This is a genomic window from Actinoplanes sp. NPDC049265, from assembly GCF_043197135.1.
Taxonomy (GTDB): Bacteria; Actinomycetota; Actinomycetes; order Mycobacteriales; family Micromonosporaceae; genus Actinoplanes.
In genome coordinates this window covers 235,205-254,538 of the sequence record NZ_JBICSP010000014.1, presented here as the reverse complement: position 1 = coordinate 254,538, position 19,334 = coordinate 235,205, and the positions used below count along the sequence as shown (strand labels likewise).

Below are 19,334 nucleotides of genomic sequence, written 5' to 3'. Positions count from 1 at the left end.
GTGCGTGCCCGACAGGAGGATCGCGTCCGCGACGAGCCGCGGGAGCACATCGTCGAGGTTGTAGGTCATGCGTGGGGGGACTCCATGATCACGTACGGAGGGGCACGCAGAAGTCGGTGTGCGTGCCCGACAGGAGGATCGCGTCCGCGACGAGCCGCGGGAGCACATCGTCGAGGTTGTAGGTCATGCGTGGGGGGACTCCATGATCACGTACGGAGCGGTACGCAGAAGTCGGTGTGCGTGCCCGACAGGAGGATCGCGTCCGCGACGAGCCGCGGGAGCACATCGTCGAGGACGTAGGTCAGGAGTGCGGGGACTCCACGATCACGTACGGAGGGGGCGGATCCTGAGGCGGGTCGCCGCGGAATTGCTCCACCAAGGGCAGGTAGGGGACCGGATTGACGATCGGCGGGATGGGCTCGGCGCAGGGCTGGAGAGGGCCGGCCGGGACGACCGCACCGTGCTCGTCGAGCAGGCCGAAACCGTAGCCGTGCTCCCGTACCCCTCGAATGATCTCGGGCAAGGCTGTCACGGCGGCCCGGCCGGACGGCGTGTCCACGTTGCCGTCGTGCAGCAGCAGGATCGCACCGGGCGCCAGGCCGGCGAGGAGCGAGTCGCGGATCTGTTCGGGCGTGGTGGCCGCATCGGGGTCGGCCGCGAACACGTCGACGCCGACGATCGTCCGGTAACCGAGGCCGGCCAGCACATCCCGCCCCGCATCGTCGACCGCGAGGAACGGTGGCCGCATTCCCCGGAACGGCATCCGCACCCCGGCGGCCCGCAACGCCTCATCGGTGTCGATGATCTCGCGCCGTATCGCCTCGGGCGTCAGCGTGGCCAGACGTGGATGAGTAAAGGTGTGGTTGAGCACCTGGTGTCCTTCGCGAGCCTGGAAGGCGGCGAATTGCGGGTTGGCCGCCACCCGCATTCCGACGTCGAAGAACACCGCCGGCACCGTCTCGCGCCGTAGAACCTCCAACGTCCGCGGCCGGAACGAAGAAGGCCCGTCATCGAAGGTCAGGACCACCCACCCGTTGGAAGGTCCCGAGCCATCCGGGCCGCCGCTCGCGAAGACAGAGGACGTGGTGCCGGGAGTGGCCGGGAAGGGCGGCGTGGTGCCGGGAGTGGCCGGGAAGGGCGGCGTGGTGCCGGGAGTGGCCGCGAAGGAAGGCGGGGGCCCGGAAGGCGGGGAGTTGGGAGCGGTGGCGGAAAGGGCGGAGCGGTGAGTGGCGGGGGAGGGGAAAGCGGAGGTGGGTGAAGGGGAGGGGGAAGGCATGGTCATGGCTGGGGGTCGAGGAGGCCGAGGCGGTGGGCGACGGCGGCGGCTTCGACGCGGTTGGCGACGTTGAGTTTGGCGATGATGCGGGAGACGTGGACGCTCGCGGTCTTGGGGGAGATGTAGAGGCGCTCGGCGATGCGGCCGTTGCTCTGGCCCTCGGCGACCAACTGCAGCACCTCGCGCTCGCGGGCGGTCAGGATCTCGGTCGCCGGCTGGGCGGGCGCGGACGAACGCAGACCCAGTCGCTGGGCCAGCGTCTCGGCCCGGGCCAGCAGCGGGGCCGCCCCGAGCGCACCGGCGATCTCGGCCGCCTCCTCGATGGCCACCCCGGCCTCGGCGCGGTCGCCGGCCCCGGCCTCCGCCTCGGCGAGCCGCAGCAGGGCCGCCGCCAGCGGGTAGCGCTGGCCGTCGTCACGCCACTCGGCGACCGCCTCGCGCCAGTGGGCCGGTTCGTGGCTGAGTGTGGCGTTCACCTGCGCCGCATACGCCCGGTCGACCGGGTAGCGCACCCTCGGCCAGCGCGCCTGCAACTGCACCAGTTCGATGAGCTGCCGATCGCCGAGCCGGTCGGCCGCGTCCGCCGCGGCCGCGATGGCAGGCCAGCCGTACCGCGAATTGTCGGTGACGGTGGGCTCGGTCAGGGCGGCCTTGGCCGACATCCGGATCATGGCGTCGTCGCCGAATTCCAGCGCGCACAGGATGCGCAGCTCGAGGAGGTAGAGCCGGGTCTCCTCGTGAAGATAGGCCCGGCTGAGGAAGCCGAACGCCCGGGACAGCAGCGCCTCTGCCCCCTCTCGCCCGCGGACCAGCCGCAGCCAGGCCCGCAACCGCAGCACCGGCAGGACGAGCGTGCCCGGCGGGTCGAGCCTGGTCGCCTCGGACAGCCGCCGCTCGGCCTCGTCCCACTGCCCGAGCGCGATCTCCGCCTCGGCGTAGTTGGACAACAGATAAACCCCGGTCGTGCGGCTGATGCCCGCCTTGTCGGCGTGCGGCACGCCTTCCCACGCGGTGTCGGCCGACTCCAGGTAGCGGCCGACCTCGTACAGCGCGTCGGAGATGTTGACCAGCGCGTACGCCAGGTTTTGCAGGTCGCTCTCGCGGCGGGCGGTCTCGGCGGCCCGCCGCATCACCGGCAGAGCCTCGTCGAGCGCCACCTGACCGGCGCACAACCGGCCGAACGTGACAGTCGCCGCCACCTCGGCGGCCAGGTCACCCAGCTCGGCCGCGCCGGCCATCGCCTCCTGTGCGACCTCGGCGGCCAGGTCGACATCGACCCGGTTGAGCGTGTGCGCGACGTCGGCCAGCAGCTTGACGCTTTCCGGGGTGCGTGGCTGCGCCCGCAGGATGCGAACCGCCTCCTGTGACTCGGCCGAGCCGTCGCTCTTGCCGGCGTTCTGCAGCAGCTTGGACCGCCGCACCAGCAGCCGGGCGACCCGCATCGGCTCGTGCTCGTAGTCGATGCCGGCCAGCGCGTGCTTGGTCAGGCTGAGCGCCCGCATCGACTCGCCGGCGTCGATGGCCACCAGCCCGGCCTCCTCGAGCAGGTCGAGGTGGCGGGTGCCGAGCAGCGCCTCCGCGTCTGGCACCTGTTCCCACAGGTCGAGGACCCGGTCGAGCAACCGGGCCTGCTCGCCGAACGCATAGCGCCGCCCCGCCTCGACCGCCGCGGCCCGGGCGGTGACCAGGGCGCGCGGGTGATCGTGGGCGGCGTGCCAGTGGTGCGCGATCTCGGCCGGCGCCCGGCCGACCGACACCAGCCCCGGATCGCCGGCGATCACTTCGGCGTAGCGCGCGTGGAGCCGGGCGTGCTCACCCGGCAGCAGGTCGTCGTGCACCGCCTCGCGCACCAGGGCGTGGCGGAACTCGTACTCTCCGCTGGGGTCGACCACGATCAGCTGGGCGGCCACCACCACCCGCAGCGCCGACTCCAGCTCGGGCTCGGGCACCCCGGCGACCTCGGCCAGCAGCCGATGACCGAACCGGGTGCCGCCGACCGCCGCCACCCGCAGCACCCGCTGGGCCGCCTCGGACAGCTGGTCGACCCGGGACAGCAGCAGGTCGCGCAGGTTGTCGGAGATGTCGCCGCACTGGTCGCCCGACGCGGCGATCTGCTCGATGAAGAACGGGTTGCCCTGCGCCCGCTCGTTGAGCGTGTCGACCAAGCCCGGCTCGGGCTCGGCCCCCAGCAGCTGGGCCAGCATCTGCGCGGTGCCCTCGCGGTCGAGCCGGTCGAGCTCGAGCCGCTGCACGCCGCGCACCCGGTCGAGCTCGGCCAGGAACGGCCGCAGCGGATGCCCCCGATGCAGCTCATCCGTGCGGTAGGTGCCGATCAGCAGGACACCCGGCAGGCGGGCGGCGCGCATCAGGAACCCGATCAGGTCGCGGGTCGACCGGTCGGCCCAGTGCAGGTCCTCCAGGACCAGGACCAGCGGCTGAGCCTCGGCCAGCCGGCCGAACAGGGCCGCCACCGCCTCGAACAGATGCCCGCGGCGGGTGTCGCCGCCCGACTCGGGCGGCCCGAGCTCGGGCAGCAGGCGTACGAAATCGTCGTCGCGCCCTTGAAACACCCCGGTGCCGTCGCGCTGGATCAGCTCGCGCAGCGCCCCGGCGAACGGCGCGTAGGGCAGGCCTTCCTCGCCCAGCTCGAGGCTGTGACCGGTCAGCACCTGCGCGCCGTCCGCGGCCGCAGCCCGGACGAACTCCTCGATCAGCCGGGTCTTGCCCACCCCGGCCTCGCCGCCGACCAGAACGGCCGACGGCTCGGCACTGCGGGTGCGTTTCAGAGCGTCGCGGAGCTGCGCCAGATCGGCCTCGCGGCCGACCAGGGCGTCGGTGCTCCGCACGCTCGCCGTCATGAGGTCGAGCATGCCATGGGGGTACGACCGAATTTCGGCCCCGACGGCGCCCATCACTGCGCTGGCGCACGCACTGCGGCGGCCCTCCGGGAGGCACGGCCGAAGCGCCGGTGACGGCCGGCCGGCGACGCGGCGCGCGCGTTGCGGTGGGCGGCGGCCTCGCGACGTAGCTCGTCGGCACGCAGGTGGTGCAGGTCGAGGATGGTCTGTGCGTCGGTGTAGGGAAACATTCGCGTGCTCCTCGCGTACATCGTCATCGGTGTTGTCTTGGTGAAGACGACTCTCCGCGTGAAGGCAGGCGGGGCGCATGGGGAGCGGGCCCTATGTTGGGGCGGGCAGCTACCTTACGTTTCGGCGCTGAGGTGCCTGGGCGGCGTAAGGGCCTTACTGCTCACCACTACACTCGCGGGTATGGCAACTCCCGAGGAGAAGGTGTCGTTCGGCACCCGGCTCAAGCAGATCGGACAGGTCTTCGCCTTCACCGCGAAACAGGACAAGTGGTTCGTGCCACTCCTGGCCGCGGCGGTGCTGATCCCGATCGCGCTGACCGTGCTGTTCGTGCTGCTCGGGTTCGGCTGGGTGGTCATCCCGCTCGGGGTGATGCTCACGCTGCTCGCCGCGCTGATCGTGCTCAACCTGCGCTCGAACGCGGCGATGATGAACGTCGCCGAGGGGCAGCCGGGCGCGGCCGCGCAGATCATCGAGAACATGCGCGGTGACTGGCGGGTACGCCCCGCGGCCAGCTCGACCACCCAGTTCGACATGGTGCACGTGGTGATCGGGCGCCCCGGCGTGATCCTGCTCGGCGAGGGCCAGGCGCAGCGCGTCCGCAGCCTGCTTGGCCAGGAGAAACGTCGCCTGTCGAAGGTGATCGGCAACGCGCCCATGTACGACTACATCGTCGGCCAGGGCGAGGGCGAGCTGTCCGTACGCAAGCTCCGCACGACCTTCCTCCGCCTGCCCCGCAACCTCAGCGGCAAGGACGTGAACGCCCTGGACAAGCGTCTGGCCGCGCTGATGGCCCGGCCGCAGATGCCCAAGGGCGCGATCCCCAAGAACATGCGCCCGTCGAAGGGCCAGTTCCGCCAGCAGCGCCCCCGCTAGGACCGGGACTTAAGGACGACGACGGAGCCCGCCAGACGGTCGTGCCAGCCGCGGCGGGCCTGGTCCATGATCACGGCCGGAACGAGCAGGGCGAGGAGTACGGCCCTGAGCAACCCCTTGGCCAGGCCGATCGCGCCACCGTCGTCGATCGAGACGCACCGGACGCCGGCCAGTGCCATGCCTGGCGTCTGTCCGAACAGGCCGATGAAGAACGTGTTGAGCAGCACCAGCACCACGACCGGCGGCCAGGCCACCGTGCGCGGATCGCCGAGCAGGCTGCCGACCAGAAGGCACAGTGCCCAGTCGATCATCAGGGCCGCGAAGCGCCGGCCGAAGCCCGCGAGCAGGGTCGACTCGGGGTCGAAAGCGGGTGGGGTGGATTTCTCGCGAGCTGCCACGAGAGCCCAGGTTACCGGGGTAGCCTCCGTGAGGTTGCGGCAGATCACAGCCTCCGTAACACGGCGGAAACAATGGGGATACGGCCGGGCAACGGCGGGCCCATAGCGTCGCGACCAGCCTAGCGACGAGGCGGTCCATAGCCGCCCGGTTCGAAATTTCCTGTGCCAGGAGGATGTGTGTTCGCCAATCCCGAGGAACTCCTGCGATACCTCAAGGATGAGGACGTCAAGTTCGTCGACGTACGCTTCTGCGATCTTCCGGGTGTGATGCAGCACTTCAACATCCCGGTCGAGTCGTTCGACGACAGCGTCATCACCGACGGCCTCGCCTTCGACGGATCCTCGATCCGCGGATTCCAGGCCATCCACGAGTCCGACATGATGCTCCTGCCGGACGTCGCCACCGCGTTCATCGACCCGTTCCGGATCCACAAGACGCTGGCGCTGAACTTCTTCATCCACGACCCGTTCACGCGTGAGGCGTACTCGCGTGACCCGCGCAACGTGGCCAAGAAGGCGGAGACCTACCTGGCCTCCAGCGGCATCGCCGACACCGCCTACTTCGGTGCCGAGGCGGAGTTCTACATCTTCGACTCGATCCGCCACTCCACCAGCGCGAACGAGGCGTTCTACCACATCGACTCGATCGAGGGCGCCTGGAACTCCGGCAAGGAGGAGGAGGGCGGCAACCGCGGCTACAAGACCGCGTACAAGGGCGGCTACTTCCCCGTCGCGCCGGTCGACCACTACTCCGACCTGCGCGACCACATGGTCCGCCGCCTGGTCGAGTCCGGTTTCACCGTCGAGCGTTCGCACCACGAGGTCGGCACCGCCGGCCAGGGCGAGATCAACTACAAGTTCTCGACGCTGCTGCATGCCGGCGACCAGATGCAGTTGTTCAAGTACATCATCAAGAACACCGCCTGGGAGCACGGCAAGACCGCGACCTTCATGCCCAAGCCGCTGTTCGGCGACAACGGTTCCGGCATGCACACCCACCAGAGCCTCTGGCTGGGTGGTGAGCCGCTGTTCTACGACGAGACCGGGTACGCCGGGCTGTCCGACACCGCCCGCTGGTACATCGGCGGCCTGCTGCACCACGCGCCCAGCCTGCTGGCCTTCACGAACCCGACGGTCAACTCGTACCGTCGCCTCGTGCCCGGCTTCGAGGCCCCCGTCAACCTGGTCTACTCGCAGCGCAACCGCTCGGCCTGCACCCGCATCCCGGTGACCGGCAGCAACCCGAAGGCCAAGCGCGTCGAGTTCCGCGTACCGGACCCGTCGTCCAACCCGTACCTGTCCTTCGCGGCCCAGATGATGGCCGGCCTGGACGGCATCAAGAACAAGATCGAGCCGCCGGCGCCGATCGACAAGGACCTGTACGACCTGCCGCCGGAGGAGTGGGGCACGGTCAAGCAGGTGCCGGGTTCGCTGGACGCGGTGCTCGCCTCGCTCGAGGCCGACCACGAGTTCCTGACCGCGGGCGGCGTCTTCACCGACGACCTGATCGAGACCTGGGTCGACTGGAAGCGCGCCAATGAGATCGACCCGGTCCGCCTGCGCCCGACCCCGCACGAGTTCGAGATGTACTACAACGTCTGACCCTGTCTGAGCCCGTGACCAGCGGAAATGCCTTCCGATCTGATCTTGGGCACAAGTTGGGCACAACGTAGCGAGCGGCGGTCATGCTCGGCTCCCAGCCGATATGGCCGCCGCTTTGCGCATGCCAAGGGCTCCGTCGACCAGCGACCGGGTCCGGTCGAGCGCGTCCGGCCACTCGTGCACGTACTCGTTGAGCGTGATCGTCGGCGTCGAGTGCCCGAGGGCGAGCTGCACCGTCTTGACGCTCGCCCCGGCGTGGATCAGCAGCGTCGCGTAGTAGTGGCGCAGACCGTGGAAACCCCAGCGAGGCGGCAGCCCGACCTGGGTGCGGACCGGTGCCCACGTACGGGAGAACGTCGACGCGTTCACTGGCTCACCGCTGGCGGCGCGGAACACCAGCTCGGCCGGCCGACGGGTCGGACGCCGAGGGTCGGAGTCGTCATCGACCTCCACCGGCGGCAGGTCACGTCCATCGAGGTGTGCTCGCAGGGCCGCCGCCACGACGTCCGGCAGCTCGACCGTCCGCACACTGGTCTTCGTCTTCGGCCGGCCGAGGTACGGCGGACGGCCCTTGTGCATCTTCAACTGCTGGCGAACCGTCAGCTCAGCCCTGCCGAAGTCGATATCACCCACCTCCAGCCCCAGGACCTCACCGAGACGCAGACCGCAGCCAGCGGCCACGTACACGGTGGCCGCGAGCCGGTCAGGCATCAGCTCGGCCAGCCGGTGCACCTGCTCCGGCTCCGGGATCACCCGCTTGTCGCGGTCAATCCCGGGTAGGCGGATGTCGACACAGGGTGAGCTGGCGATCAGCCGGTCCCTCACCGCCGCCGCGAAGATGGCGTTGAGGTAGCCGTACACCACCCGCAGCGTGGTGGGTGCCAGCACCCGACTACGGTCCTTCACCCACGCCTGAACCTTGCTTGGACGGACCTGTCCGACCTGCATCTGCCCGATCCCCGGTGCGATGTGCAGCCGGATGGCGTGCTCCACCCGGATAGCCGTGCTCTCGATGTGCAGCTGGTCAGCCCGCCACCGCTCAGCCAGAGTCGCCACGGTGACGCGCCCGGCCCGGTCATCGATGTACTGACCCCGGCTCAGGTCGGCATGAACGTTGGCGTCGTACCGGTCGGCGTCCGCCTTGCGCTCGAACAGACGCTCCCGGGACTGGCCCAGGTTGTCGACCCACCGGACCCGCCAGCGCTTCCCCCGCCCGTGCTTGGCTGACGGCAGCCGCTTGCCGTCCGGGCCGCGCTTGGTCAGGTACCACAGGTCATCGACAGCCATGGCTAGACCTCCCGCGAGGCAAGCCAGGCCCGCAACGCCGCCGGGTCATACCGCAGATGCCGACCGACCTTGAACGCTGGCGGCCCAACACGGTGGTGCCGCCACTGATAGAGCGTCGCGGTAGGCACACGGAGAAAGGCTGAGACGTCGTCGACCGTCCACAGCTCCTCCACGACCACCGCTGACGCGGATGATGTCGCCATAGGGTTCCTGCTCCTAATCCGAGAGTCCAACCGCCTGGCTCCGAGCGGAGCGTCAAGGCGGGCTTGACGGCTGACGGCCGTTCATGCGGCCAGGGTCGGTAGGGCCTGCCTGGCGGCTTCGGCGTGCTCTCGGGCCATTGCGGCGGAGGTGTTGGCGAGTAGGGCGTCGGCGGTGGTGTGCCATCCGGCGCCGACGAACTGCAGGAAGTTGACGATCAGCGTCGTCGGCTCTGTGGGCGCTTCGGCTGGACTGTCCGGGCCGCTGGATGCGTTGCGGCGGAACACGATCCGCTGTTCGCGTAGCCTTCCGAAGGTGGTCGAGTAGCGGCGGGACTTGGTGAGGAAGTGTCCGCCGAAGCCGAGCATGTGCGCCCAGCGGCGTAGCCGTCGCCAGCCGTCGTGCCGGCCGAGCCAGACCGATGCCCAGACGAGGCGTTCGACGTGGGTGCCGGTCGGGTTGGCGTACAGCTCGACCGTGGCGAGGTCGCCGCGGTCGAGGCGGGGTGAGGTGTGTCCGGTGATCTCGGTGGCTTTGGTGGCGTACTTGGCGAGGTAGGCGGCGACCTGAGCGTCGGTCACCTCACCCTGCCCGGCGACGGTGACCACCTTGGTCAGCACTTGGTCGCCCCAGCCGATCTGCCAGCCTTCCGGTCGGGCCGGGTGCGCCTCGATGGTGAAGTGGACCGTGGCGGCGGCGTGGTCGATCGCGACCTTGAGATCGTCGGCGTCGATGCCGGGCGGGGGCGGGACGACCGCGTTGGGGTCGGTGGGGTGGACGCCGTCGAGGCGGGCGATGGCGTGGAAGTGCACGACGCCCCGGCGTTGCATCTCGGCGGCTTTGCCGAACGACAGCCGTACCGGCGGCACCCTTTTGGGCTTGCCGGAGGCGGAAATCGTTGCTACGTAGGCTATCCCGCGTGCTTTGCAGAGGCGGCGCAGGTGCCGGTTGACGGCGATGGTGGTGCGTCGCCACAGTTCGCCGGCCATGACGTTCCAGACGGTCTGGCCGTCGTGGTCGTAGCAGTCCAGGCACAGCGGTGTGCCGAGGCGGTGGTCGTCGGCGTCGTGGCGGGCGAAGCAGGCCAGCCGCTGGCCGTGCGGGCAGAGGGCGAGGTCGCGGCGGGCGTGGCAGGGTTCGGGGCGGCAATCGCAGTCGGTGCGGCGGGTGCAGGTGTGCCTGCGGACGGTGCGGGTGTGTACCGGCCCGAAGCTGGGTGCGGTGAGGGTGGGGAACACGGCCGGGTGGTGTGCGACTTCGTCGGGGACACCTTTGCCGCCGACCAGGCCGGTCCGGACGACGTGGTAGGCGTCGCGTTTGTACAGCTGTGAGCAGGAGGGGCAGACGCTGTCGCGGCGGTTGCCGCAGGGCTTGTAGATGACCCCGTCCGGCATGTCGGAGGTTGAGCGTTCGGCGAGCAGGCGGCCGGTGGCGGCTTCGATGGTGGCGATGGTGCCGGCCAGCCGGACCGGCCGCATGCATGCGGACGCGGATTTGACGTGACTGAGCCAGGCTTCGTAGTCCGGGCGGGCGGCCCGGGCAATGGCCTGCTTGTGCAGGTCGGCGGAGCGTCGCCACCAGACGGGCACGGTGGCCAGCTCGGCGCACTCCGCCGTGCCCGAGGCCGCGAGGGCGTCGGGTGCGACGGGGAGCGCCGTGGCGGTCATGCCTGCCGGGTCTCCGGGTCGAGGTGGCGGGGCAGGTCGTCGCCGGTGATGGCTTCGACCAGGGCGGAGCCGATCAGTTCGGCCACCGGTGGGGTGACGGCGTTGCCGAACAGGCGGACTTTGGCCCGCTTGGAGCTTGCGGCGGTGGCGTAGTGGGGGTCGAAGGCCATCGCGGCGGCGATCTCGTGCGGTTCGAGCATGCGGAACCGCACGTCGTCGAGGTCGATACGCCCGGGGGTGTCGGGGTGCGCGAGGCCGTACCGGTCGCGGGTGGGCAGCGTGCCAACCGGCTCGGCCGCCGGGCGGGCAGTGGTGGCGGTGCCGTAGTACGGGACGAGCAGCATCTGCTCGTGCCCGGGCGGGATGGCCACGCTCTGGTTGCCCTGGGCGGTGACGGTGCGCACGGGTTCGGTGGCCGGGGTGGACAGGTAGGAGCCGTGGTCGCGGGCGGTGTTCTGCCGGGTGATCAGCGGGGGCAGGGCGAGGCCGTGGTGGTTGCCGGAGGCGGTGACCGTCGACAGCGGGTCGGTGGCCGGGCGGGCGCGTTCGCGGTCGCCGCCGCCGCGCAGGGGGGTGATGAACGGCCACGCGGCGATGCCGTCGCATTCGCGGGTGGTGCGGGCGGGCATCGGCGCTGTTCCGGGGTGGGGGTGGGTGCGCCAGGTGCCGCCGGCCGGGGCGAGGAACGGGGGCAGGGCGTAGCCGGTCTCGTTGCGGCAGGTCTGGGTGCGCAGGGGCAGCTGCGCTGGGGCGGCTTGTTTGCCGTCGCGGCCTTCCACCGGGACCATCAGCGGCGTCCAGAAGCGGTCGATCCCGGCCCGGATCCGGGCCAGGGTCGCGTCTTCGAGCGGGTCGAGGCCGTGCTGTCCGCGGTCGCCGATGCGGATGCCCGGCAGGGTGGGGTCGATGGCGGCCAGGGCGGGCAGCACCTCGGGATGGACCTGTGTTCCCCGGCAGCCGATCGTCGGGCATTGGTAGATGTATTGGGTGCCGTAGGAGCCCATGTCGCGGCCGGGTTTCTTCCACACCTGGATCGCGGACACCTGCCGTTCGCAGGTCGGGCACCACGCGGCCGGGCGTAGCCACTTGTCCCAGTCGGGGGTGCGACCGAGACTGACATGCCAGTAGGCGACGAACGCCCGGTTGCGGGACTGCGGGGCGCGGCGGGCGCGGACCGGTTGGGCGTGCATCGAGTTGAACGCGATGACCCGCACCTGGTAGCCGAGTTTGCGGATCTCGCCGAGCCAGGCATCCCACTCGTGCCACAGCCGGACCTGGATGACGTTCTCCACCATCCCGGCCAGCACCGGCTTCCCGCGTTCGGCCATCGCCCGCAGGTAGCGCGGGATCTCCCGCATGAGCAGCCGTGACCGCTTGTACTCCTCGCGCCGCCTGACCTCCTTCGCCGTGAGCGGGCGGGCCAGGTCGAACAGGGCCGGTTGCTCCGCGTTGGCCCGGTCGAACTCACGGCGGACCCCGTTGGCGGTGGTCCAGGCCGGGCAGGCCGGAGACGCGACGAAGATCTCCGCGTACGGCATCCGATCGACGGACAGCTTGGTGATGTCTTCCTGGAACACCTGGGCGTCCGGGTGATGCAGCGCGAACGACTCGATCGCGTCCTTCATGTGGTTGGCACCAGCGGAGATGCGCACCCCGGGGATCAGGGACCAGCCGTGGCTGGTACCGCCGATGCCGGAGAACTCGTCGTAGACACCCAGGCTCACCGGGTCACCTCCCCGGCCGGTCGCAGCGCCGCACGGCGCGAGGCGATGAGAGCGCCGAAGCCGTGAATGTCGATGGAGACAGCACCGGCCGCGAGAGCACGGGTGCGCATGCTGTCGACGACGTCGTAGTGGTAGTGCACGCAGACGCCGTCCGGGGCCGGGCAGGAGGCGTAGCGGCAACGGGCCTGAAACCAGGCGCGGCGCAAACCGAGGCGAGCGGCGAAGGCGTTGAGTTCGGTCGGGGTGTCGGCGGTCAGGTGCGACCACCGGCCGGTGAGCCGGCCAACAGTGGCGGGACAGCGGTAGTTGTCGACGTACACGGTCACGGGTGGCGCTCCTTCAGGGTTTGTGGGGTCGGCTCGTCGGCCGGGGCCGTGCCCGAAGCAGGAGATGCTTCGGGCACGACGCTCAATCGGCGAGACGGTCAGCGGTTTGCCTTGACGGGGTTGCCGTTGACGGTCGGGATGGGTGTGGTGAGGCTGTCCGGGCCGAGGTCGAGCACGGCCAGGGCTTGGGTTGCTTGCGTGGAGTCGATCCGCAGCCGGGCGGCGAGTTGGCTCGCTTTGATCGCAACGCCGGTCTCGGTTCGGTACTGCTCGGCGATCTCGCGGGCCTTGACCAGCAGGGCCGGGTCGACGGGCATCGGCAGGGGCAGCTGTGCAGGCTTCGGCTCGATGACAGGAATGTCGGTGGCGGAAGCGGCCAGCGGCTCAACCGGTGCGGTCGGCGCGGTCTTGCGGGGTTGAGGCTTGGAGGTGCCAGCAGCCGGCCGGGTGGCGGTCGGTCGCAGCGGAACCTTCGTCGGGCTGGGAGTGACCCGGGCGGCAACCTCGGCCGGGGTCGGCACAGGCTCGGTCCGGGGCGCCGTCACAGGTTCCGGCGTCGGTGCCGGTTCCGCAGTCGGCTTCGGATCGTCTGCCGGCCGGGGCGCTGTGATGCTGGGCGCCGGGACGGCGGGCAGGGTCGGGGCTACGACCGTGATGGGGGTCGGAGCCGGGGTGGGCACGGTCGGGGTGTGCACGGGCCGGGTGGCCGGTGCGGTGCCGGACGCGACTGGGGTGCGGTCGAGTTCACGGCGGATCAGGGCGCGCATGTGCACGGCCAGGGCGGCGACGGCCGGAGGCAAGGCTCCGACGACCGCGGCCAGGGCCACGCGCCACAGTTCGTTGGTGGTGGATTGGGTTTCGAGCAGGTGGTAGGCGGACTGGGCGACGATGCCGATGCCCGCCGCACCGTAGGTGTTCTTCTTGGCGAACTCGGCCACCGTCGCCGGGACCGGGGACATCCACAGCACCAGAGCGACGACGACGTAGCCGTCGATCGCGACCGGCATCAGCCACGCCACCCGCAGGGTGACGTCGAGGGCCGGAAGTGTTGCGGTGCCGGTGAATCCGGCCAGGACCGCCATCGCGATCCAGGTCGAGGCCGACAAGGCGAACGAGGCAACCAGGACCGCCCAGGAGGCGACCGAAGCGAGCCGGGGTTCGCCCGTGCGGCCGGTGGTATTCGATGTGGTTGCCACTGCCGTCACCAGCCCACGCCGACGAAGGCAGCAGTGATAGCGGTGGCCGCGAGGGCAGCGCCGAGCAGGTCGACGGCCGCGCGGATCCGCTGGTATTTGCGTTGGGCGCTACGCGCGAGGACCCAGAGGGCTTCGACGCGTTCCTCGTAGGAGGTGCCGCTTTCGCGGAGTGCCCGGCGCAGGGCCGTGGCGGTGGGCGGGGTGGCCCAGCGTACGAACCCGTGGTTGCCGCCAAGCGCCGGCCGGATGGCCAGGCCGAGCAGTACCAGAGCCGCCCCGATGAGGCAGGCGGCCAGGACGGCACCGGCGACGGCGAAGCCGTGCAGGTGCACCTTGGCGAGGATCGCCGCGCCGCCGGTGAGGGCGGCCAGGGACAGACCGGTCAGGATCGACCCTTTCGTGTCGGCCCGGCCGAGTTGTGCCTGCACGTCGGCGATCTCGGTGGTGAAGTAGTCGGTGGTCATCGGGGGCCTCCCGAGGACTCCGGCCCGTTGGTGGTGGGGTGACCGGCCTCGATGAGGGCGGCCATGATGCGGTTGGCGTAGCGTGCGCCAGCCACCGAGGCGATCGTGTGGAGCATGGTGATAGCGCCGTTGGCGTCACCGGCCTCGATCGCGTTCTGCAGGTCTTCCAGCAGCCCGTGGACGAGCAGCCGTTGGACAGTGGCCCAGAGTGCGGTCATCGCGCACCCCGCGTCCGGGACTCGTCCCGAAGAAGGGAGTAGCCCATGATCAGGGCGCGGTTGTAGCCCTGCTCTCGCAGCGTTGCTTCAACCTGGTGGACAGCCTCGATGGCAGCCAGCGGCTGGGCGAGCGACACTTCGACATTGGCGAAGCCGATGCCGCGGCTACCGATGTACTGGAAGCCGATGAAGTAGACGTACGGGCACGTCGGCCGGACGTTGCGGAGTTCGGTTTTCGGGTGGTTGTTGTGATTGGTCATGAGGCGAGGTCCTCTCCGTGAGGGTCGAACAGGGTTGGTGCACGGTCGGGACCAGGCGAGGTAGGGGCCGCCGGCCGGACCGTGCCGCGCTTGCGCGGTTTGGTGGTTCCGATCAGGTTGGCGAACTGGACAGGGGACAGACGCTCAACAGCGCTCGGATCCTCGTTACGGCGTCGCCGCAGCAGAGGCCGGACGGTGGCGTTGGTAGGGCAATCCGGTCGCCCGTCGTCGGGGTAGCGGAAGCCGCAACCCGGGCAGCAAGAGGCGGCCGGGTCACCGGGATGGTGGTCGGCGAACACCTGCACGAGGGTCGCCACGCTCACGCCCAGACCAGCCTCGGTGAGGCGCTGGTCCAGGGCGTACTTGGAACGGGACTTGTCGCCGTAGCGCTGTTGCGCGGCCTGCCGGGACACGCCCAGCCGGGTGGCGATCTCGTCCCACGAGTAGGAATAGGGAGACTTACGCAGGCTGGTGACCGCCAGACGCGTCACCGCGTCCACCTCGGCGGCGAGACCGGCCAGCGAAGCCAGGGTTTCCACGTCGCCGTTGGCGACGCGGCGGCCGTACGCGCGCAGGATCCTGCGGGCGAACGCGTCGAACTCACGGTTTTCCACCTGACGCTTGACCCGCTTACGCGGCTTGCCTGTCAAGGTGGGCTTGACGGTGTTCTTGCTCATCAGGCGTCACCGCCCTGACGGGGTACAACGTGGTCCCCGGTGTGCCACGGGTTCTCGCAACGAGCGACGTAGCCGTCCCCGTCGTCGAGGACGAACAGAACGTGCAGCTCCGTGCTCCCGCAGTTGGGGCATTCCCCGTGCGGCGAGGTGACCTTTTCGGCCGTCTGATCAGCGGCCCAGATCCCGCCGCGCGTCAGCAGGTCGGCCAGCGCGGCCTGATCGGCGTTCTTCTTGTCGATCGCTCGCAGGGCGTCGATCAGTTCGTGCGCCGGCCGGGCGGCCGCGTCGCGCAGGACGTGGGTGACGTCTTCGAGGCGACGGCCCTTGGCATCGTTGAAGTCGTAGGATTCCGAGCCGTTCTCGGCCAGCAGGTACCGGTCGAGGTGCAGCACGGCCGCTTCGAAGTCGAGGAAACCGGGGTCGTCGAAGTGGTGCGCCGGTGCGTCGACCGGGCCGCCGTAGCAGACCATGCTGATCGCGCCGACCAGGCACGCCGGGGGCGTGAAGCTTCCCGACGTGGCGTCGTAGTAGGTGCCCTGGATCCAGCCGTGCCGTTCCAGGTAGGTGGCCGCTGAGCGCAGCACCCGGGCGGCGGTCTCGTCATCGGTCTCGGTGACCAGATCGACCGGGCAGGTCGACTCCGCCGGCTCGGGGGCGGTCACGACGTAGCCGTACTTGTTGTTCGCCGGGACCGCGATCACACAGTCCGGGCAGAACGGCACGTCCCACGCGTAGACGCCCGGCATCGACTCGCCGCACTTGCGGCTGCAGGACACTGGCGTTGCCGGGCCCCCGTCGTGAGAGGGCTCTTGGCCGCTGGTCTTCGCCAGCTCCAGCAGGCCCGCCTCAGTGACCGTGTAGCCGTGGGTGCAAGCGACGCCGTGCTGCTTCTGCCAGACGGTGAAGCCTTCGAGGGTCGGGATCCGATCCTGGTCCAGTTCGTTCTGGCCGAAGGTCTCCAGCTGGTCATCGCGGCAGTCGGGGCAGCAGGCTCTGCCGGTGTCAGGGTTGTCCTGTTTTTGGGTAGGATTCATTACGCCGACTCCTTCCGTCGGAAGTGGGTTGGTGATGGGGCGGCGGCACCAGCTCTTGCTTGGTGGTTGGATCTGGTGTCGTCCGCTCGGACCGAGGTCCGGGGTTGCAGTTGTTGGTGCTGGTCAGTGCCAGTGCTGCACGATGGTGATGCAGCGGTGTCCGCCGACCGCAGCAGCGATCGAGAGGACGACCACGACGGGGACGGCGAGTACGCCGAGCCCGACAGCGGTCCAGAGCAGCCAGCCAGCGACCACCAGCGCGGCCAGGAAAGCCAGCGCGAGAATCGCGCCGAAGCCGAGCCAGAACCGGCGGACTTTGGCGTCACGCTCGCGGATCGCGGCCTGCCGCCTGACCCAACGGGCGTAGACGATCTCGTCCTGCCGCAACTTCTCGGCGTAGGCCTGCTCGCTGACGAACACGACCGGAGGCTGTTGGTGGTCCAGGTACCGGACGGGTGCCTGAGCCTGCGGGACCGCGAGGCCGCTACGAGACATCGGCGGCCGGCGGGTGGGATACCTTTTGGTGGTCACGGATCGAACTCCTTCCAGTGGCGTTGCGCTGTCCGCCCGAAGGTTTCGGGAGGTCATGTGAGGCGCGTCAAGCCGCCGCCGGGACCGCGCTCAGGTGCGGGCGGGCGGCGGTGGCAGTGGCGCGCAGTTCGGCCGCGTAAGCGGCGATGGCCGCGCACGTGCGGTCATCCAGATAGGCGGTCTTGACCAGCTGTGGACTTCCGCCTTCAGCGATCAGCAGGCCGGCGCCGGGGTTGTTCGGGCTGACCGCGTTAGCGGACCAGCCCTTGTTGGCCCAGCCGTGCCCAAGCACGATGTCCGACGACGAATCGTTGGTGCACCGTCCCGCGAACCGCCACGCGAACAGGTCACGCAGCGAGGTCGGGATGATGTCCGAGCTGGGGCGTTGGGTGGCGGCGATGACGATGATGCCGACCGCCCGGCCACGGGCGACCAGGTCGCGAAGCAGCGCCGCGAACTCCTCGCGCTGCTTCTTGTCCCCGGTCGTGGCCGAGTAGTAGGCGATCTCGTCGATCGCGACCACATAGGGCAGGAACGCGTCCGCAACCCAGCTGATCTCCCCGGTGACCGGTGACAGGGTCGGGACCTTCTCGACGACCTTGCGTCGCTCGGCGTCGAGCAGGAACGCGTACCGGTTGTCCATCATCTTCTGCAACTTGGTCAGCAGGACCAGCGCTTGGACGATGTTCGGGCCGACGAACGCGTCAGCGCATCTACGCCACTGCCCGAGTTCGACCTGCTTGCCGTCCAACAGGATCAGCTTGCAGTTCAGGCACAGCGCCGCATAGGCGACCAACACGTTCAGCAGCGCCGACTTACCCGCGCCGGGCTCGCCGCCAATCAGCAGATTCCGCCAGATCAGCCGGACCAGCACCTGCACACCGAACTCGTCGATCCCGATCGGGACCGGGTCGAAGATGGACAGGGGCAGACCGGGCTTGACCGGGCCGAGTGAGCCGTTCACGGCGACGACGTGCTGCACAGCTCAGCCCTCAGACCTTCGCCGGAGCAGCCGGAGCGGCGATGCTCCACTCGTCGTCCTGCGGCACGTCCGGGGTGAACCCGTCGTTCTTGCTGCCACGGTTCATCTTCTGCACCTTGACCTGGGCGAAGCGCAGGCTGGGGCCGATCTCGTCGACGTCCATGCCGTACGCGGACCGCTTGTCGCCCGTTTCCTTGTCCTCCCACCGGGTCAGCTTCAGCCGGCCCGACACGATGACGCGGGTGCCCTTGGTCAGCGACTCGGCGATGTGTTCGGCCAGGTCACGGAACGCCGTGCAGTTCATGAACAGCGGGTCGCCGTCCTTCCACTCCCCCGACTGGCGGTCGAGGGTGCGCGGCGTCGACGCGATCGTGAACTTCACCATCGCCGTGCCGGACGGCAGGAACCGCAGTTCCGGGTCGGCGGTCAGGTTGCCGACCATGGTCAGGTTGGTTTCGTTGGCCATCTCAGTTCTCCTTGTCGGTGATGGCACGGGACTTCACTTGCACAGGCACCCAGCCGTAGGAGGTCATCCGCGACCCCCGCGACGTGGCGGTTCGGGTGCCGGGTCTTCGATGTCGGCCAGCTCCAGGCCAACCGGCGACACGGCCGGGGACACCGGCACATCCGCCTCGGTGTTGCCGCGCAGGCTCGGGATGAACAGCGCCAACGGCGAATCGATCCGGCCCGCCAGCGGGTCACGGCGAGCGATGTCGACGCGCAACAACGCGGCGTAGCGCTCTGACGCGGGCGCGATCCGGACCTGCTTGGCGATACACGCCACCGCGATCAGCGACGCCTTGCCATCCAGGTCTTCCAGCGACAGGCCCGGGCGAAGCCACAACCACACCCGTTCGCCAGCCAGCGTCGGCCGCGCCCACAACAGCAACGGCAACGCAGCCGGACGGCCGCCGGTCACCCGCACCTGCGAACGCACCAGCGTCGCGAAGCACAACCGCAGCCGGTGACGAACCACCAGACACCACGACCACGCGTAGACGAACCGACGCGACCGCGACGGCACGAACACCGCCGCCACCAACGCCAGCAAGACCGCCGAAGCGACCCACCAAACCGTCACATGTGCCAGCGCGACCCAACCACCCACCGCGAGCACCGCGGCCGTGATCTCGAGTGACCACCACCAAAGCGACCGCAGCACCGGCCAGACCCGCACCAGCACCGCTGTCACCAACGCGGCGACCACGCCGGCCAGCGCACCTAGCACCACCGCAAGCAACAGCGGGCAGAACACGCTCAACACCGCCGTCACCAGCGCGTCGAACCCCAGGCCCACGACGAGAGCCGATACGCCGGCGCGCCTGGCGTACCACTGCGACACCGGCGGATCGACGATCGCGAACTCGCTCACCGTGCGGTCGAAAAGTTTCCTTCCCACGATCACTCCCCTCCAATATTGGCTAGAAGATCTATGTTGTCTAGCCAAATTTACGGATGAAGTTGGGACACGGTCAAGGGGTGATGCGAAATTGGCTAGACAAATCTTGCTCATGCCATGTAGAAATGGG

21 protein-coding genes are annotated in these 19,334 nt (G+C 69.6%); 2 read left to right on the top strand and 19 right to left on the bottom strand.

Annotation, left to right across the window (positions count from 1 at the left end):
- Positions 1 to 301 precede the first annotated feature (301 nt).
- From ACGFIO_RS30330 to ACGFIO_RS30320, 3 genes are read right to left on the bottom strand one after another with little or no spacing between them, the layout of a single operon-like run.
- On the bottom strand, positions 302 to 1,276 hold the full coding sequence (locus ACGFIO_RS30330; protein ID WP_392831071.1) for a polysaccharide deacetylase family protein: 975 nt from the start codon (positions 1,274 to 1,276) through the stop codon (positions 302 to 304).
- Positions 1,277 to 1,278: 2 nt separating this feature from the next.
- On the bottom strand, positions 1,279 to 4,146 hold the full coding sequence (locus ACGFIO_RS30325) for an AAA family ATPase (RefSeq protein WP_392831034.1): 2,868 nt from the start codon (positions 4,144 to 4,146) through the stop codon (positions 1,279 to 1,281).
- Between the two features lie 41 nt (positions 4,147 to 4,187).
- On the bottom strand, positions 4,188 to 4,364 hold the full coding sequence (locus ACGFIO_RS30320; protein WP_392831032.1) for a hypothetical protein: 177 nt from the start codon (positions 4,362 to 4,364) through the stop codon (positions 4,188 to 4,190).
- Between the two features lie 181 nt (positions 4,365 to 4,545).
- Here ACGFIO_RS30320 and ACGFIO_RS30315 point away from each other — a divergent pair, with 181 nt between their 5' ends.
- Positions 4,546 to 5,238 carry a DUF4191 domain-containing protein gene (locus ACGFIO_RS30315; protein ID WP_392831030.1) on the top strand — a complete coding sequence of 231 codons (693 nt, stop codon included), beginning with the start codon at positions 4,546 to 4,548 and terminating at the stop codon, positions 5,236 to 5,238.
- Here ACGFIO_RS30315 and ACGFIO_RS30310 read toward each other — a convergent pair.
- Positions 5,235 to 5,636: an RDD family protein gene (locus ACGFIO_RS30310; RefSeq protein ID WP_392831027.1), complete on the bottom strand. Its 402-nt coding sequence runs from the start codon at positions 5,634 to 5,636 to the stop codon at positions 5,235 to 5,237. The two genes, ACGFIO_RS30315 and ACGFIO_RS30310, sit on opposite strands and share 4 nt — an antisense overlap.
- Positions 5,637 to 5,813: 177 nt before the next feature.
- Between ACGFIO_RS30310 and glnA the strand changes: the two genes are divergently transcribed.
- Complete coding sequence (gene glnA, locus ACGFIO_RS30305) at positions 5,814 to 7,238, top strand: type I glutamate--ammonia ligase (protein ID WP_392831024.1); 1,425 nt, start codon at positions 5,814 to 5,816, stop codon at positions 7,236 to 7,238.
- A gap of 81 nt (positions 7,239 to 7,319) precedes the next feature.
- On the opposite strand, the gene ACGFIO_RS30300 is transcribed toward glnA, so the two are convergent.
- The 15 genes from ACGFIO_RS30300 to ACGFIO_RS30230 form a co-directional block, all read right to left on the bottom strand.
- Positions 7,320 to 8,525, bottom strand: a complete 1,206-nt coding sequence (locus tag ACGFIO_RS30300; RefSeq protein WP_392831022.1) for a tyrosine-type recombinase/integrase — start codon at positions 8,523 to 8,525, stop codon at positions 7,320 to 7,322.
- Between the two features lie 2 nt (positions 8,526 to 8,527).
- Positions 8,528 to 8,728 (bottom strand): helix-turn-helix domain-containing protein, encoded by a 201-nt coding sequence (locus ACGFIO_RS30295; protein ID WP_392831020.1) that lies wholly within the window; start codon positions 8,726 to 8,728, stop codon positions 8,528 to 8,530.
- Between the two features lie 81 nt (positions 8,729 to 8,809).
- On the bottom strand, positions 8,810 to 10,393 hold the full coding sequence (locus tag ACGFIO_RS30290; RefSeq protein ID WP_392831017.1) for a replication initiator: 1,584 nt from the start codon (positions 10,391 to 10,393) through the stop codon (positions 8,810 to 8,812).
- On the bottom strand, positions 10,390 to 12,117 hold the full coding sequence (locus ACGFIO_RS30285; RefSeq protein WP_392831015.1) for a DNA cytosine methyltransferase: 1,728 nt from the start codon (positions 12,115 to 12,117) through the stop codon (positions 10,390 to 10,392). The genes ACGFIO_RS30290 and ACGFIO_RS30285 overlap by 4 nt, the downstream gene beginning before the upstream one ends.
- Positions 12,114 to 12,443 (bottom strand): DUF4031 domain-containing protein, encoded by a 330-nt coding sequence (locus ACGFIO_RS30280; protein ID WP_392831013.1) that lies wholly within the window; start codon positions 12,441 to 12,443, stop codon positions 12,114 to 12,116. Before ACGFIO_RS30280 ends, ACGFIO_RS30285 begins: the two co-directional genes overlap by 4 nt.
- Before the next feature lie 98 nt (positions 12,444 to 12,541).
- On the bottom strand, positions 12,542 to 13,639 hold the full coding sequence (locus ACGFIO_RS30275; protein ID WP_392831010.1) for a hypothetical protein: 1,098 nt from the start codon (positions 13,637 to 13,639) through the stop codon (positions 12,542 to 12,544).
- Between the two features lie 5 nt (positions 13,640 to 13,644).
- The gene (locus ACGFIO_RS30270; protein ID WP_392831007.1) at positions 13,645 to 14,103 is read right to left on the bottom strand and encodes a Pycsar system effector family protein; all 459 of its coding nucleotides are present in this window, start codon (positions 14,101 to 14,103) and stop codon (positions 13,645 to 13,647) included.
- Positions 14,100 to 14,321, bottom strand: a complete 222-nt coding sequence (locus ACGFIO_RS30265) for a hypothetical protein (protein WP_392831004.1) — start codon at positions 14,319 to 14,321, stop codon at positions 14,100 to 14,102. The genes ACGFIO_RS30270 and ACGFIO_RS30265 overlap by 4 nt, the downstream gene beginning before the upstream one ends.
- The gene (locus ACGFIO_RS30260; protein WP_392831001.1) at positions 14,318 to 14,581 is read right to left on the bottom strand and encodes a hypothetical protein; all 264 of its coding nucleotides are present in this window, start codon (positions 14,579 to 14,581) and stop codon (positions 14,318 to 14,320) included. Before ACGFIO_RS30260 ends, ACGFIO_RS30265 begins: the two co-directional genes overlap by 4 nt.
- Positions 14,578 to 15,258: a hypothetical protein gene (locus tag ACGFIO_RS30255; RefSeq protein ID WP_392830998.1), complete on the bottom strand. Its 681-nt coding sequence runs from the start codon at positions 15,256 to 15,258 to the stop codon at positions 14,578 to 14,580. The genes ACGFIO_RS30260 and ACGFIO_RS30255 overlap by 4 nt, the downstream gene beginning before the upstream one ends.
- Complete coding sequence (locus ACGFIO_RS30250; RefSeq protein ID WP_392830995.1) at positions 15,258 to 16,292, bottom strand: hypothetical protein; 1,035 nt, start codon at positions 16,290 to 16,292, stop codon at positions 15,258 to 15,260. Before ACGFIO_RS30250 ends, ACGFIO_RS30255 begins: the two co-directional genes overlap by 1 nt.
- 123 nt (positions 16,293 to 16,415) lie before the next feature.
- Positions 16,416 to 16,712 (bottom strand): hypothetical protein, encoded by a 297-nt coding sequence (locus tag ACGFIO_RS30245; RefSeq protein ID WP_392830992.1) that lies wholly within the window; start codon positions 16,710 to 16,712, stop codon positions 16,416 to 16,418.
- Positions 16,713 to 16,890: 178 nt separating this feature from the next.
- Complete coding sequence (locus ACGFIO_RS30240; protein WP_392830989.1) at positions 16,891 to 17,805, bottom strand: FtsK/SpoIIIE domain-containing protein; 915 nt, start codon at positions 17,803 to 17,805, stop codon at positions 16,891 to 16,893.
- A 10-nt stretch (positions 17,806 to 17,815) separates the two neighbouring features.
- Positions 17,816 to 18,271: a single-stranded DNA-binding protein gene (locus ACGFIO_RS30235; RefSeq protein WP_392830986.1), complete on the bottom strand. Its 456-nt coding sequence runs from the start codon at positions 18,269 to 18,271 to the stop codon at positions 17,816 to 17,818.
- Between the two features lie 63 nt (positions 18,272 to 18,334).
- Positions 18,335 to 19,204 (bottom strand): hypothetical protein, encoded by an 870-nt coding sequence (locus ACGFIO_RS30230; RefSeq protein WP_392830984.1) that lies wholly within the window; start codon positions 19,202 to 19,204, stop codon positions 18,335 to 18,337.
- Between the last annotated feature and the right edge of the window lie 130 nt (positions 19,205 to 19,334).

Coding starts and splice junctions, on each gene's coding strand:
- ACGFIO_RS30330 (WP_392831071.1), bottom strand. CDS start 1,276: ATGCCTTCCCCCTCCCCTTCACCCACCTCCGCTTTCCCCTCCCCCGCC.
- ACGFIO_RS30325 (WP_392831034.1), bottom strand. CDS start 4,146: ATGCTCGACCTCATGACGGCGAGCGTGCGGAGCACCGACGCCCTGGTC.
- ACGFIO_RS30320 (WP_392831032.1), bottom strand. CDS start 4,364: ATGTTTCCCTACACCGACGCACAGACCATCCTCGACCTGCACCACCTG.
- ACGFIO_RS30315 (WP_392831030.1), top strand. CDS start 4,546: ATGGCAACTCCCGAGGAGAAGGTGTCGTTCGGCACCCGGCTCAAGCAG.
- ACGFIO_RS30300 (WP_392831022.1), bottom strand. CDS start 8,525: ATGGCTGTCGATGACCTGTGGTACCTGACCAAGCGCGGCCCGGACGGC.
- ACGFIO_RS30295 (WP_392831020.1), bottom strand. CDS start 8,728: ATGGCGACATCATCCGCGTCAGCGGTGGTCGTGGAGGAGCTGTGGACG.
- ACGFIO_RS30290 (WP_392831017.1), bottom strand. CDS start 10,393: ATGACCGCCACGGCGCTCCCCGTCGCACCCGACGCCCTCGCGGCCTCG.
- ACGFIO_RS30270 (WP_392831007.1), bottom strand. CDS start 14,103: ATGACCACCGACTACTTCACCACCGAGATCGCCGACGTGCAGGCACAA.
- ACGFIO_RS30265 (WP_392831004.1), bottom strand. CDS start 14,321: ATGACCGCACTCTGGGCCACTGTCCAACGGCTGCTCGTCCACGGGCTG.
- ACGFIO_RS30260 (WP_392831001.1), bottom strand. CDS start 14,581: ATGACCAATCACAACAACCACCCGAAAACCGAACTCCGCAACGTCCGG.
- ACGFIO_RS30255 (WP_392830998.1), bottom strand. CDS start 15,258: ATGAGCAAGAACACCGTCAAGCCCACCTTGACAGGCAAGCCGCGTAAG.
- ACGFIO_RS30250 (WP_392830995.1), bottom strand. CDS start 16,292: ATGAATCCTACCCAAAAACAGGACAACCCTGACACCGGCAGAGCCTGC.
- ACGFIO_RS30235 (WP_392830986.1), bottom strand. CDS start 18,271: ATGGCCAACGAAACCAACCTGACCATGGTCGGCAACCTGACCGCCGAC.